Genomic DNA, 14,500 nt, shown 5'->3' with positions numbered 1-14,500 from the left:
TTCGTCAAATTGCCGTGCGGAATCATCCGTAACGAATGCACAGGCAGTCAACGATCAAGGTGTCATGAGGCGCGGCGCGGTGGAAGGTACTCGATGGTGCGAATCGGACTCGCACGACAATACGGTGAAGCGTATTAATTTGTTGAGGCGGGAAACGCGGGGTTGGGGCGTTCAGACTGCATCAGGCAAACAAAATACTACTTTTGGTAGTTAATCCGTACCAGCATGCGAATGAATTCGCGCGCAATTTGACGATGGTGCTCATCCAACCGCTGCAAATCAGCGATTAATTTCACATCGGCCGATTCAAAGCGGGATAAGGCGCTGTTTGAATCGCCGCTCGGCGCCGCGCTTTCATCGCCGCCAAAGCGCAGCCATTCGGCAGGAACGCCCAGCCATTGGGCAATCATGCGCAGCTTCTCTTGTGTGGGAATGGCTTCGCCCACCAGCCATTTACGGGCTGCATGCACGGTAATTGGCCGTCCGTCGAAGCGAATGTTAAATTCCCGGGCCAAACGGGTGGGACTGTCAGGTGAGTAATGGGCGTTCTTCAGTGCCTGCTGCAAGCGTTCACTGAAGCTTTCCCGTTCGTTAGATGAATTCATGGGTGGCACTATTTCACGCAACGTCATGAAAGTCAGTCTCTTCCATGTTGAGACCAATCGTGACAAAATGCATATTGCATGTAACAATTGGACCGGCAAGGCGATCTACATTGCACAGCGGTTTTTTTCAATATGACATGCCGGAATCAGGACGGTGCACGATAAAACCTTCCCGCATTGATAACCCTGACTTTGAGTATCAAACGGGGGTCAAGTTCCCGCGTTCGTAAGAAACTTCAGGAAATGGTGTGGAAGCGGAAGATGCCATCGTCATCACGGGTGCGTTGCAGCAAGCCGTCGGCCCACAGCTTGTGCAGGTGGGCCAGCGCTTCGCCCAGGGCAAAGCTGAGCTGATGGGTGTCCAGCGGACGCCGGAACATGATGGGCACGATATCGACCGCGCTCCTGGGCTGCTGGCATGCCTGCAGCACTTCCGCCAGACGTGCGCTGTGGTGGTCGCGCAGCTGGGCAATGCGGGTGTGCAGGCCCCGGAACGGCTTGCCGTGCGATGGCAGCACCAGGGTGTCCGCGGGCAAGTCCTTGAACTTGGCCAGCGAGTCCAGGTATAGCTGCAGGGGATTGCCTTCCGGCTCCACGGCAAATACGGATACATTGGTGGAGATGCGCGGCAACACCATGTCGCCCGAAATCAGCATGCCCAGTTCTTCACTGTAGAAAGAGGCGTGTTCCGGCGAGTGGCCCCAGCCGGTGATCACCCGCCAGCGATGCGCACCAACAGGGATGACATCGCCATCACGCAGGCGGGTATACGACAGCGGTACCGCCGGCACCAGGGAAGGATAATAATTGCGCCGTTCGCCCATTTTCTCGCGCAGGGCCGGATCGACCAGCCCGTGGCGCTCGAAATGGGGAATGGCAGCCACGCCGTCCACCCCTGGCAGCGCGGCCGACATCATGCGCGCGAAACCGTATTCGCCCGTGGTGGCCCAGAATGGCGCATCGAACTTGCTGCACAGCCATTCAGACAGGCCCACGTGATCGGGATGGCAGTGGGTGGCCAGCACCCGCAGCAAGCCCTGGCCCTGCAGCTGACCAAACACTTGTCCCCACGCGGCCCGGGTGGCATCATTGGCCACGCCGCAATCGATTGCACTCCATCCCGCCACACCTGCCTGCTGGTCTTGCAGCAGCCACAGATTGATGTGGTCGAGTGCAAATGGCAACGGCATGCGCAACCAGCACAGGCCCGGTGCCAGCGCGTGGATCGTCCCCGGCAAAGGAACGGTGTCGCCGAAAGGATAGACAAGCTGGGATTCAAGATGGTTCAAAGCAATTCTCCGGTCGGACGGCAGGGCGCGCTACAATGTGCTTGACGTTGACGTAAACGGAAGCCAACCGCGCCATTCTAAGCGAAAGCGGCCCGGCTCTTTGCAACCGCCTCTGCACGGCCCCTGAACAACACATGCTGCCCATGCGTACTTATACCATCGCTGAACTGGCGCGCGAATTCGATATTACCGCCCGCGCCATCCGTTTTTACGAAGACCAGGGCTTGCTCAGCCCCACGCGCGAAGGCGTGGGCGGGCGCAACCGGGTGTATACGGCGCGCGACCGCACCCGCCTCAAGCTCACCCTGCGCGGCAAGCGGCTCGGGCTCACCCTGTCGGAAATCAAGAGTATCGTGGACATGTACGAGTCGCCCAAGGACACCGTGGCCCAGATGCACCGCTTTCTCGGGGTCCTGGCGACCCAGCGCGCCACGCTCGAGCAGCAGCGCGAGGACATTGCCATGGCGCTGGCTGAAATCGCGGCGCACGAAGAGGAATGCCGCCGCATGCTGGCCGACAGCGCGGCCCGGGGCGACACCGTCTCCGGCGAGCAAGCAGGCTGAATCCGGCGCGCCTTGACGTTTACGTTAACGTCAAACACCGGTATGATGAACGCTTCCCCTTCTTGATTTCCGCGAGGACCACATGCTGCAACTCCCAGGCCTGACCTTTGACCACGGCGAAGACATCGCCGCCCTGCGCGAGACCGTGCAGCAGTTCGCTGCGGCCGAAATCGCCCCGCGCGCGGCGGAAATCGACCGCAGCGACCAGTTCCCGATGGACCTGTGGCGCAAGATGGGCGATCTCGGCGTGCTCGGCATCACGGTCGACGAAGAATATGGCGGCGCCCAGATGGGCTACCTGGCCCATATTATTGCCATGGAAGAGATTTCGCGTGCCTCCGCATCGGTTGGCCTGTCCTACGGCGCTCACTCGAATCTGTGCGTCAACCAGATCAAGCGCAATGGCAGCGAAGAGCAAAAGCGCAAATACCTGCCCAAGCTCATTTCCGGCGAACACGTGGGCGCGCTGGCCATGTCCGAGCCGAACGCCGGTTCCGACGTGGTCAGCATGAAGCTGCGCGCCGATTTCAAGGGTGACCGCTGGGTCTTGAACGGCACCAAGATGTGGATCACCAACGGTCCGGACGCCGATGTGCTGGTGGTGTACGCCAAGAATGACCTGGAAGCGGGCCCGCGCGGCATGACCGCCTTCCTCATCGAAAAAGGCTTCAAGGGCTTTTCGATCGCGCAAAAGCTCGACAAGCTGGGCATGCGCGGCTCGCACACGGGTGAACTGGTGTTTGAAGATTGCGAAGTGCCGGCCGAAAACGTGCTCGGCGGCCTGGGCAAGGGCGTCAATGTCCTCATGTCGGGCCTGGACTTCGAGCGCACCGTGCTCTCCGGCGGCCCGCTCGGCATCATGGCGGCCTGCATGGACGCCGTGGTTCCCTACGTGCACGACCGCAAGCAGTTCGGCCAGCCGATCGGCGAATTCCAGCTCATGCAGGGCAAGCTGGCCGATATGTACTCGACCATGATGGCGTGCAAGGCGTATGTGTACGCCGTGGGCCAGGCTTGCGACCGCGCCACCTCGCCGGAAGCGATCCGCAACCTGCGCAAGGATGCGGCCGGCGCCATCTTGTATTCGGCCGAGAAAGCCACCTGGATGGCCGGCGAAGCCATCCAGACCCTGGGCGGCAATGGCTACATCAATGAATACCCGGTCGGCCGCCTGTGGCGCGATGCCAAGCTGTATGAAATCGGCGCCGGCACCAGTGAAATCCGGCGCATGCTGATCGGCCGTGAACTGTTTGCCGAAACCAAGTAAAGGGCTCTTGGTGGAGGTGGCTGCAAGGCCGTTTTCCACCGTCCTGAACGCCGGCTCATCCCATCTTATAGAATAGCTTTTCCAGCCTCCTCTATTGCAGAAGCCGATGAGTAAAAGCCGATGACTCAAGTCGCGTTCCCCAAACTGCTGTCTTCCCAGATTGCGTTCGATATCGCGCGCACGATCCTGGACGGCTTTGACAAGCACTACCGCCTGTTCCGCCAGACCAGCCAGACCGCCAAGCGCCACTTTGAAACGGGCGCCTGGGCCGTGGCCCAGCAGGCGGCGCGCGAGCGGATCGGCTTTTACGACCAGCGCGTGCAGGAATGCGTGCAAATCCTGGAAGACGAATACGATAACAGCGAGCTGAGCGATGAAGTATGGCGCGAACTGAAGCTGCACTACATCGGCATGCTGTCCGACCACAAGCAGCCGGAACTGGCCGAAACCTTCTTCAATTCCGTGTGCTGCAACATCCTGCACCGCAATTACTTCCACAACGAATATATCTTCGTGCGGCCGGTCGCGTCCACCGAATACATCGAAACCGAAGAACTGCTGCCCACGTACCGCGTGTATTACCCGGCCCAGGATGGCCTGCGCTTTGCGCTCAAGCGCATCGTCACCAATTTCCAGCTGAACTGCCCGTTTGCCAACCTGGACCGCGATATCGCCCAGGTTGAAGCGCGCCTGAAGGAAAGCTTTGGCCAGCAGCAGCTGGAGCCGAACCACCAGATCCAGGTGCTCTCGAGCCTGTTTTTCCGCAACAAGGGCGCCTACATCGTCGGCAAGGGCATCAATGGCAACCGTGAATTCCCGTTTGTCGTGCCCATCCTGCACAACCGCCACGGCCAGCTCGTGCTCGATACCGTGCTGTTCGACCACGAACAGATCACGATCCTGTTTTCGTTCACCCGCGCCTATTTTCTGGTGGACATGGAAGTGCCCTCGGCCTACGTGCAATTTCTGCGTACCCTGCTGCCGCGCAAGCCGCGCAGCGAGATCTACACCATCCTCGGCCTGCAAAAGCAGGGCAAGACGCTGTTTTACCGCGACTACCTGCAGCATCTCAAGCATACGTCCGACCTGTTCGATATTGCCCCCGGTATCCGCGGCCTCGTGATGCTGGTGTTTGCCCTGCCCTCGTTTCCCTACGTGTTCAAGGTGATCAAGGATTTCTATCCGGCACCCAAGGAAACCACGCGCGCCCAGATCAAGGAAAAGTACCTGCTGGTAAAGAACCACGACCGCGTGGGCCGCATGGCCGACACGCTCGAGTACTCCATGGTCGCCTTTCCGGTGGCGCGCTTTTCCGAAGCGCTCATTGCCGAGCTCATGCATCACGCGCCCTCGCTGGTGGAATTCGAGGAAGACCGCATCATCATCCGCCACCTGTACATTGAACGGCGCATGGTGCCGCTCAATATGTTCCTGGCCAATGCCGAGCAGGCCGGCAACGACGCGCTGATCGAGCATGGCATCCTGGAATACGGCAACGCCATCAAGGAACTGGTGGCCGCCAATATCTTCCCGGGCGACATGCTGTACAAGAACTTCGGCGTCACCCGCCATGGCCGGGTGGTGTTCTACGATTACGACGAGATCGAATACATCACCGACTGCAACTTCCGCAACATCCCCGAGCCACGCAACGAGGAAGAAGAAATGTCGGCCGAGCCGTGGTACACCATCGGCAAGCACGACGTGTTCCCGGAGCAGTTCGGGCGCTTCTTGCTCGGCAACGCGAAGATCCGCAAGTATTTTCTGCAGCACCACGCCGACCTGCTCACGCGCGACTTCTGGCAGTCGCGCAAGGAGCGCATCCTGGCCGGCCATATCGAAGATGTCTTTCCCTATCCGCAGCAGGTGCGTTTCAGCCACCAGACATCCCCAACCACCCCGGCGGCCAGTGCGCCGCCGAACCTGCCACCTTATCTGGAGAACATGAACAATGAATGATCCTGTCGTTATCGTCGGCGCAGCGCGCACCCCCATGGGCGGCTTCCAGGGCGACTTCAGCACCAAGTCCGCCAACGACCTGGGCGGCGTGGCCATTGCCGCCGCCGTCGAGCGGGCCGGCCTCGACCCCAAGCTGGTCGAACACGTCTACATGGGCAACTGCCTGATGGCCGGCCAGGGCCAGGCCCCGGCACGCCAGGCTGCCATCAAGGGCGGCCTGCCACTGTCGGCCGGTGCCGTGACGCTGTCAAAGATGTGCGGCGCCGCCATGCAGGCCACCATCTTCGCGCATGACACCATCGCCGCCGGCAGCGCCGACGTGGTGGTGGCAGGCGGCATGGAATCGATGACCAATGCACCCTATCTGCTGCCCAAGGCGCGCGGCGGCCAGCGCATCGGCCACGGCATGATGTTCGACCACATGATGTACGACGGCCTGGAAGACGCCTACTCGCGCAATGAAAAGACGGGTGAAGGCCGCTCGATGGGCACCTTCGGCGAAGAGTGCGCCGCCAAGTACGCATTCACGCGTGAAGCGCAGGACAACTTTGCCATCAACTCGGTCAAGCGCGCGCAGGCCGCCGCCGCCGATGGCTCGTTTGACTGGGAAATCGCCCCGGTGACCGTCAGCGGCCGCGCAGGCGACACCGTCATCAGCCGCGACGAAGGCCCACTCAAGGCCAAGCTGGACAAGATCCCGACCCTGCGCGCCGCCTTCAAGAAAGATGGCACCATCACCGCGGCCTCGTCCTCGTCCATCAACGACGGCGCCGCCGCGCTGGTGCTGATGCGCGAATCCAAGGCGAAGGAACTGGGCCTGGCACCACTGGCGAAGATTGTCGGCCACGCTACCTTTGCCCAGGAGCCGAACCTGTTCACCACCGCCCCGGTGGACGCCATGAAAAAGCTGTTCGCCAAAACCGGCTGGACGCCGTCGGACGTGGACCTGTTCGAGATTAACGAAGCCTTTGCCGTGGTGCCGATGGCTGCCATGCACGACCTGGGCATCGCGCACGAGAAGGTCAATATCCATGGCGGCGCCTGCGCCCTGGGCCACCCGATTGGCGCCTCCGGTGCGCGCATCATCGTCACCCTGCTGGGCGCGCTGAAAAAGACCGGCGGCAAGCGCGGCGTGGCCTCGCTGTGCATTGGCGGCGGCGAAGCCACCGCCATGGCCATCGAGATGATGTGATGCGCACTGCGCTCATCATCGGCGCCTCGCGCGGCATTGGCCTGGAACTGGCGCGCCAGTACCTGCATGACGGCTGGCGCGTGCTGGCCACGGCCCGCCGCAGCGAGGATTGCGACAGCCTCACCGCCATGGGCGCCCAAGCGTTCCAGGTCGATGTGACGGAACTTGACGCGATCGAAGCGCTCGGCACCAGCCTGGCGCAGGAGTCGCTCGATGTGGCCTTCCTCAACGCCGGCATGTTCGGCCCGCGCCATGACGGGCCACCCACGCAGGAAGAATTTGACGCAGTGATGCACACCAACGTGCTGGCGGCCATGCGCATCCTGCCCATGCTCGCGCCGCTGGCCGACAAGGTGGGCGTGCTCTCTTCGGCCATGGGTTCGATCGGCGAACGCAGCGCCGCCAACGCCACGCTGTACCGCGCCAGCAAGGCCGCGCTCAATTCGGTGCTGGTTGACACGGCGCTGTCCTCGCAGGCCACCTGCGTGGCACTGCATCCGGGCTGGGTCAAGACCGACATGGGCGGCGCAGGCGCGCAGCTGGACGTGGAGGTGGCCGTGGCCGGCCTGCGCGCCACCATGGAGCGCATCACGCCCGACTACGACAGCAGTTTCCTCAATTACGACGGCACGCCAATTCCCTGGTAAGCCACTGACAAGCCGACCTATGATACTGACCGAAGAACACCAGATGATCCGCGACGCCGTGCGCGCCTTTGCCCAGGAGCGCCTGGCGCCCCAGGCCGCGCGCTGGGACAAGGAACACCACTTCCCCGCCGCGGAGCTCAAGGAGCTGGCCGCGCTGGGCGCGTTTGGCGTGGCGGTGCCCGAAGAACTGGGCGGCGCCGGCATGGACTACGTGTCGCTGGCGCTGGTGCTCGAAGAAATCGCTGCCGGCGACGGCGGCACCTCCACCGTCATCTCGGTCAACAACTGCCCGGTGTGCAGCATCGCCATGATGTATGCCAGCGACGCCCAGAAGGAGCAATGGCTGCGCCCCCTGGCCCAGGGCGAGATGCTGGGCGCCTTTGCCCTGACCGAGCCGCATACCGGCAGCGACGCCTCGGCCCTGCGCACCACCGCCACCCGTGACGGCGACCATTACGTCATCAATGGCACCAAGCAGTTCATCACCAGCGGCAAATACGCCGACGTGGCCATTGTGTTGGCCGTCACGGACAAGGCGGCCGGCAAGAAGGGCATCAGCGCCTTCTGGGTGCCCACGTCCACGCCCGGCTACATCGTGGCAGGGCTGGAGCAGAAGATGGGCCAGCACTCGTCGGACACGGCGCAGATCCTGTTCGAGAATTGCCGCATCCCGGCCGACAATCTGATCGGTGCCGAGGGTCAGGGCTACAAGATCGCCCTGTCAGGCTTAGAGGGTGGCCGGATCGGCATCGCCTCGCAGGCGGTGGGCATGGCGCGCGCCGCATTCGAGGCCGCCCTTGCTTATGCCAAGGACCGCGAAAGCTTCGGCAAGCCCATCTACGAACACCAGGCGGTACAGTTCCGGCTGGCCGACATGGCCACGCAAATCGAAGCGGCGCGCCAGCTGATCCTGCATGCGGCATCGATGAAGGATGCCGGCCTGCCATGCCTGAAAGAGGCCGCCATGGCCAAGCTGTTTGCCTCAGAGATGGCCGAGCGCGTGTGCTCGGACGCGATCCAGGTGCACGGCGGCTATGGCTACGTGAGCGACTTCCCGGTCGAGCGCATCTACCGCGACGTGCGCGTGTGCCAGATTTACGAAGGCACCAGCGACATCCAGAAAATCCTCATCGCGCGGGCGCTGTAGGACTACCGATGCCGTTCACGATTCGCCCGGCCCTGAAAGCCGATCTGCCGGTGCTGTTTACCTACCTGAACGACCACCTGCTCGACAACGGCCAGGACGGCACGGCACTGTTCATGCCGATCCCGCGCAGCCAGGCCGGCTTCCCGCCCGAGAAGCAGGCCAGCATCCGCAATGGCATGCTGGTGGCAGTCGGCCAGCCGGGCTGGCGCCGCCCCTGGGTGGCGTACGCAAGCGATGGCAGCATCGCCGGCCATATCGACCTGCGTGCGCGGCCTGAAAAAGTGGCGGCCCACCGCTGCCTGCTGGGCATGGGCGTGCAACGCAGCCACCGGCGCCAGGGCCTGGGCGAACAGCTCATTGACGTGGCGGTGCGCTGGGCACAGGAACAGGGCTTCGCGTGGGTTGACCTGGACGTGATGTCGATTAACGAAGCGGCCATCGGCCTCTATAAAAAATGCGGCTTTCACCAGATCGGTGAAATCGACGACATGTTCCGCATCGATGGCGACTCGCTCGCCTACACCATCATGACGCGCCGGATCGGTTAGCGCCAGTCAAGGCCCCTTTCTTCCGCATCCGTAAAAAAAAAGCCCCGGCGCGAGCCGGGGCTGTCACATCAGGGCGCGCTTTCCCTTGCCCTGGACTTGCGGGATTTATTGCACTTGCAGGCTCACCTTGTCGACCACGAAGGAAGTCTGCAGGGACGAGTCTTCCGTGAGGGCGAAATGCAGCGTCACGGTCTTGCCCTTGTACGCCAGCAGCGAGAACGAACGGGTCTGGTAGCCGGCAGCCTTGTTCAGGTTGCTGTACGTGGCCAGGGTGCCCAGCGTCGAACCGGTCGAGCTCTTCACCGTCACCACCAGGCGGTCGTAGGCCGTGCTGGAGGTGGTTTCAGCGGTGTCGATATGCATGGCGAAGGTCAGGTCGGCGCTGGTGGCAGTCGACGGAATCGTGACCGACTGGCCCAGGTTTTCCGTGGTAGACCTGCCATTGCCGCCAAACCAGGCATAACGCGAACCCTCGAACGCGGTCTGGCCCGAGAACGTGCCGATCAGGCCGGTGGTGCCGGTCCATGGCGAGGTGCCCGATTCAAAGCCGCCGTTGACGATCTTTTCGCTGGCACCGGTACCCACCGTCAGCGTCGCAGCCGAGCTGGTGACCGTGGCGCCTGACGTATCGCCTACCCGTACCGAGAACTGGGCGCCATTGTCGCCGGCGGCCGCCGTCAGGGTATAGCTGGACGAAGTGGCGCCGCTGATGGCGCTGCCGTTGCGCAGCCACTGGTAGGTATAGCCACCGGCGCCGCCGGCAGCGGTGACGGAGAAGGTGGCGCTGGCGCCCACTGCCACCGTGCGGCTCTGCGGCTGCGACGTGATGCTGAGCGCGTCCGGATCGGTGCTCTCGGGCACGTCGGCACCCACGTTGATCGCCGCGTAGGCGCGCTTGACGGCCGTCACTTCCGGGCTGCTGGCGCCATACAGTTCGGTGGCCGACTGAATCACCAGGTTGCGCGCATTGGCGTAATTAGTCGAGGCGGTGAACTTGGTGGTCAGGGCCTTGAACCAGATGCGGAACGCCTTGTCGCTGCCGATGCCGGTCATGTTGCGCGGGGTCTGGGTCAGGTACTGGCTGTAGTAAGGCGAGGACGAGGTGGCGTTGGAACCTTGCGACAGGAAGTAGAACATGCGGTTGTTGGGGCCGCTCGACAGGTGGACGTCAATGTTGGAGATGCCGCTGTACCAGGCGTCCGGGCTGCGGTTGTCCAGGCTTGGCTTGTAGAGGTAGCGCAGCGGATTGCCGCTCTTGGCAATTTCCTTGCCGGTCATCCAGTCATTGCCGCTGTTGGGGATGGTGGCGCCGGTGCCGCCGGCGCGGGCGTAGGCTTCCACCATCTCGCCCATGATGTCCGAATGCGATTCGTTCAGGCCGCCCGACTCGCCACTGTAGATCAGCCCGGACGTGGCGTCGGTCACGCCGTGGCCCATTTCGTGGCCGATCACGTCAATCGAACCGAGGTTGGTAAAGGCGCTGCCGCCGTCGCCGATGAACATGCACTTGCAGCCGGAGCTGTAGTACGCATTGTCGTAATTGTTATTGACGTGCACGGCGATGTGGGTGGCCGTATTGCGGCCGTCGAGCGACTGCCAGCCCAGCACGTTCTTGAGCGTGTCGTAGGTGTTCATCAAGCCCCACATGGCATTCACGGCCGCGGTCTGGCCGTTGGCATTGGTGGTGCTGCCGCCCGCGATGTACTGCAAGCCATCGCCCCACACGTTGTCGGCGTCGGTATAGACCGCGCCCGCGCTGGTGGTGTGGTTGGCGTTGGTGATGGCCATGTTGCCAAAGGCGCCGCCGGTGCCGCGCAGCGGGTCCTTCATCTGGAAGCCGCCCGACACGGCCGTCGTCGACAGGGGAACGGTGCCGTTGTACTGGCTCTTGCCGCTGCCGATGACGGTCTGCAGGGCATTCCACTGCTTGAGGATCTTGCCGGTCTTGGCGCTGACAATGGTGTCGTGATAAATGGCCTTGCCAGCGCTGTCCATGCGGGTCTGGACCAGGTAAGCGAGCTCGTAGCCGGTGACGGTTTCCACCACGTCCACTGCGTTGAGTTCGGCTTCGGCCTTGTCCTCGGCGCCCGGTGCGCGCTTGTCCTCGATGATCGGGTAGATGATCAATTCGGCGCTGGGCGGGGTGGCGTGGGTGGCATTCGGTGCCACCTTGCGCAAGACCGTATTGATGGCAGCGTCGGCCGTAATGGCGGGCGTGACGTCAAAGTCGGCAGTGCCGGCCAGGGTGTTGGCAGAACCCCTGCCCAGGTTGGCACGGCGGTCGGACGACGACTCGGAAATGATCTCGCCGGCCATGTCGGTCACCACGACCGAATCGGACTTGAACACGCGCACGCCCTTGAAGGTGTGGGCCGCGCGCGTGATCTTGGTGCCTGCCACCCCGGGATGCTGGGTGCTCACGGCAAAGCCATGATTCTGGTCCAGGCCCTTGGCGCTGCGCGTGGCCGCCAGCTTGGCCACGATCGAGGCGACTTCCTGCGCCGATGCCATGGCGCTCGGTGGCGCCATCAGCGGGCCGGTAGCAAGCGCCTGGCCGGCCATGAAAAGGGGGAGCACAGCGATCGATGCGGCAAGCAAAGTCTTTTGAAAGTTCATTATTTCTCCAATTGATAATCGTTGTTGTTGGTATGGGTGCCACATGACCGTGGCTGGCCCCGCAGACGAATCGCTGGCGATAGCACGCGGGGATTTGACACTATTCTCCCAGGCCAATGCCTGTCAATAAAATTTGGATTTGAGTCGAGACAGGCAGTTTTGTTCAGTTCTGGACATTTTTTTTGGTAACTTCACGGGTCAAAATGCAATTTTCCGTAGAATGTTTTGTTGACAGAGCTCAACTTCCCTTATTTCCCGCGTGTGCGGCAGACGGACGCGCGTGCAGAAATGAAACAATTCGTTAGATTTGCCCCATCAATTCGATTGCGTTTTTCTCAAGAAGAGGATTACACTAAAGTCAAGTTACCGCGTTATCGACGCAGGTGGCTATCGATAAAAAAGCGCCAGCGGCCATCTCCGTCAAGCGCACTAAAGTTAAACGGGAAAAACATGACGTCATCTTCGCTCCTGGCCTTCGGCCGCGCTTCCGGTCCACCCTCGCCCTCGGTACGCCCCCCTCACATTTGAACTGGCCCGCTGCCCGGTTCGCCGGCGCACGCATCTCCAGCCCAAGTAAGCCCGCGCGTTCATTCGACGGTGACGTCGGCGCCCGCCGCCGCCTGCCATTAGCACGAACCACCCGCGCCTTTTCAAAGAGGACGTGAAAGACATGCTTTCGATCGCCACCAAAGTCGAGCAAATTGTCTCCGAGTCGGCATTTCTGACCGAGGGGATGTCGCTCGGACTGATCAACCTGTCGGAGCTTGCGCGCCAGCTGAGGCCGCAGCTTGAATCGGATTTATGGAAGCCCGTGGGCCAGGCCGCCGTCGTCATGGCGCTGCGCCGCCTGTCCGAGCGTTTGCCCCAGCAGGGCGAAGCCAAGCCCATCATGCTGGCGCCGCGCATGGGCGAACTGACCACGCGCACCGAACTGACCCTGGTCACCTACCGCCTGTCGGACAACAGCAATGAATGCCAGCGCAAGCTGCTGGCGCTGGCCGAGCGCCATCCCGACCGGTTCGTGTCGGTCACGCGCGGGGTGCATGAAATGCTGGTGGTATGCAGCCGGCCGCTGCTGCATGTGGTGGAGTCGGCCTTTGCCAACGAGCGCCACCTGGTGCGGGTCGACAACCTGACCGCCCTGACCCTGCGCCTCAATCCCGAAACGCTCAAGACCCCCGGGGTATATCACTCGGTACTGAAAAAGCTGGCGTGGAACAAGATCAGCGTGGTGACCATGATGTGCACCTTCACCGAGCTGACCGTGCTGCTGGAGCAGCCGCAGACGGGACCGGCCTACGCCATCCTGTCGCAGGCAGTGTCGCACTAGGGTCGCAGGCGTCTTGCTGCGCGGCTGGCCGGTGCCTGCCGGTCCGCAAGGGGCCGCCGGCCGTGTTGCAGCGCTGCCGGCCCTGCTCAGGCTTGCGGCTCGTGGACGTCGTCCTCGCTCACCGGTTCGGCGGCGATCTTTTCCTCGGCCAGCTGCTTGTCATCGGCATCGGCCTGCAAGCCATGCTGAACTGCCCCGCGGGCCTGGTCATAAGTCAGTTCAATGAAGACGGGAAAATGATCGGAACCGAATTTGGGCAAGCGATGCAAGGATGTCAGCGTGAAATGCTTGCTGTGGAAAAAATGGTCTAGCGGCCAGCGCAAGAACCAATGATCGGCGTGAAACGTATTGAACATGCCGCGGCCAATGCGGGGATCGAGCAGGCCGCTGATCTTGCGGAACAGGCGCGTGGTGGTCGACCATGCGACATCGTTCAAGTCGCCTGCCACGATGACGGGCGTGTCCAGGCCCTTGACACTCTTGGCCACGATCAACAGTTCCGCGTCGCGCTCGGTGGATTCAGCGTGCTCGGTGGGACTGGGCGGGGCGGGGTGGAGGAAATGCATGCGCACCTTGCGGCCGGACGGCAACTCGACCATCGCGTGCATGGAGGGAATATCCCGTTCCACGAGAAATTGAATGGCGCCATCGTGCAAGGGTAGCCGCGAGTACACATGCATGCCGTAGAGGTTATCGAGCGGGCACTTCATCGCATGCGGATAGTCGTCCTCGAGAATATCGAGCTGCCGCTGCCACCATGCATCGGTTTCCAGCGTCACGAACACATCGGGCTTGTACTCATGGATCAGGTCAATCAAGCCCTGGGCATTGTGATTGGTGGTGAGGACATTGGCGGTGAGGATACGGATCGACTCGGCGGTATCGGTATTGACGGCCGCCTTGACCTCGCTCGGATAGATGCGGGTGTACGGAAAAATCCACCATCCCTGATACAGCAGGCAAGTCACGGTGATGACGACCATGATCTTGGCGCCGATCTCGCGCATGTCGAGCAGGACGAATTGCGCCACCAGCAGGGCCAGGGCCAGGACCGCCAGCTGCAGGCGCGGGAAGTCGAGGTCCCGGATGATCCACTCGGTGCGTCGTGACAATGGCACCAGCGTTGAAACGAGGATAAAGGCGACACAGGTGGCAAGGATGGCAAAGGACATGGCAGGACCGTTCGAATCAGCTGTTCAAATACCTCATACGCGGAGGGAAGTCACGCCAGTATGGACGTTTTTGCGGAACCGCTCTGTTAGCTTCCGTGCGCAAGACAAAAATTCCTCCAAAAAATTTCCCCCCACCAGGGTCAGACCACTTAAACATGCAAAAAT

The 14,500-nt window shown here is 62.0% G+C and carries 12 protein-coding genes; 8 read left to right on the top strand and 4 right to left on the bottom strand.

All coding sequences use genetic code 11. From position 1 onward, the window contains the following. Positions 1-197 precede the first annotated feature (197 nt). Together KY495_RS09235 and KY495_RS09230 are read right to left on the bottom strand one after the other, a co-directional pair. Entirely contained in the window at positions 198-605 is a 408-nt protein-coding gene (locus KY495_RS09235; protein ID WP_219884181.1) for a hypothetical protein, read from the bottom strand. A gap of 236 nt (positions 606-841) precedes the next feature. After that, on the bottom strand, positions 842-1,894 hold the full coding sequence (locus KY495_RS09230) for an MBL fold metallo-hydrolase (RefSeq protein WP_219883354.1): 1,053 nt from the start codon (positions 1,892-1,894) through the stop codon (positions 842-844). A 143-nt stretch (positions 1,895-2,037) separates the two neighbouring features. Between KY495_RS09230 and KY495_RS09225 the strand changes: the two genes are divergently transcribed. From KY495_RS09225 to KY495_RS09195, 7 genes are all read left to right on the top strand, one after another. Continuing rightward, positions 2,038-2,457 carry a MerR family DNA-binding transcriptional regulator gene (locus tag KY495_RS09225; protein WP_219883353.1) on the top strand — a complete coding sequence of 140 codons (420 nt, stop codon included), beginning with the start codon at positions 2,038-2,040 and terminating at the stop codon, positions 2,455-2,457. An 82-nt stretch (positions 2,458-2,539) separates the two neighbouring features. Further along, on the top strand, positions 2,540-3,724 hold the full coding sequence (locus KY495_RS09220) for an isovaleryl-CoA dehydrogenase (RefSeq protein ID WP_219883352.1): 1,185 nt from the start codon (positions 2,540-2,542) through the stop codon (positions 3,722-3,724). A gap of 120 nt (positions 3,725-3,844) precedes the next feature. After that, positions 3,845-5,683, top strand: coding sequence for a bifunctional isocitrate dehydrogenase kinase/phosphatase (gene aceK / locus KY495_RS09215; RefSeq protein ID WP_219883351.1), 1,839 nt, complete (start codon positions 3,845-3,847; stop codon positions 5,681-5,683). Continuing rightward, positions 5,676-6,875, top strand: coding sequence for an acetyl-CoA C-acyltransferase (locus KY495_RS09210; RefSeq protein WP_219883350.1), 1,200 nt, complete (start codon positions 5,676-5,678; stop codon positions 6,873-6,875). Before aceK ends, KY495_RS09210 begins: the two co-directional genes overlap by 8 nt. Next, entirely contained in the window at positions 6,875-7,522 is a 648-nt protein-coding gene (locus tag KY495_RS09205; RefSeq protein ID WP_219883349.1) for an SDR family oxidoreductase, read from the top strand. Before KY495_RS09210 ends, KY495_RS09205 begins: the two co-directional genes overlap by 1 nt. Positions 7,523-7,541: 19 nt before the next feature. Continuing rightward, a complete protein-coding gene (locus tag KY495_RS09200) occupies positions 7,542-8,669 on the top strand; it encodes an acyl-CoA dehydrogenase family protein (RefSeq protein ID WP_219883348.1) in 1,128 nt (375 codons plus the stop codon). 8 nt (positions 8,670-8,677) lie between these two features. Beyond that, a complete protein-coding gene (locus KY495_RS09195; protein ID WP_219883347.1) occupies positions 8,678-9,217 on the top strand; it encodes a GNAT family N-acetyltransferase in 540 nt (179 codons plus the stop codon). Between the two features lie 105 nt (positions 9,218-9,322). Here the strand turns inward: KY495_RS09195 and KY495_RS09190 are convergent, their stop codons facing one another. Then, positions 9,323-11,833 carry a M4 family metallopeptidase gene (locus KY495_RS09190; RefSeq protein WP_219883346.1) on the bottom strand — a complete coding sequence of 837 codons (2,511 nt, stop codon included), beginning with the start codon at positions 11,831-11,833 and terminating at the stop codon, positions 9,323-9,325. Between the two features lie 670 nt (positions 11,834-12,503). Between KY495_RS09190 and KY495_RS09185 the strand changes: the two genes are divergently transcribed. Next, positions 12,504-13,163, top strand: a complete 660-nt coding sequence (locus KY495_RS09185) for a hypothetical protein (protein ID WP_219884180.1) — start codon at positions 12,504-12,506, stop codon at positions 13,161-13,163. 86 nt (positions 13,164-13,249) lie between these two features. Here KY495_RS09185 and KY495_RS09180 read toward each other — a convergent pair whose 3' ends face one another. Next, positions 13,250-14,335 carry an endonuclease/exonuclease/phosphatase family protein gene (locus KY495_RS09180; protein WP_219883345.1) on the bottom strand — a complete coding sequence of 362 codons (1,086 nt, stop codon included), beginning with the start codon at positions 14,333-14,335 and terminating at the stop codon, positions 13,250-13,252. Positions 14,336-14,500 lie beyond the last annotated feature (165 nt).

It is taken from the genome of Massilia sp. PAMC28688, assembly GCF_019443445.1.
In the GTDB taxonomy this organism is placed as follows: domain Bacteria; phylum Pseudomonadota; class Gammaproteobacteria; order Burkholderiales; family Burkholderiaceae_D; genus Telluria_A.
This window is presented reverse-complemented; position numbering and strand designations above follow the sequence as displayed.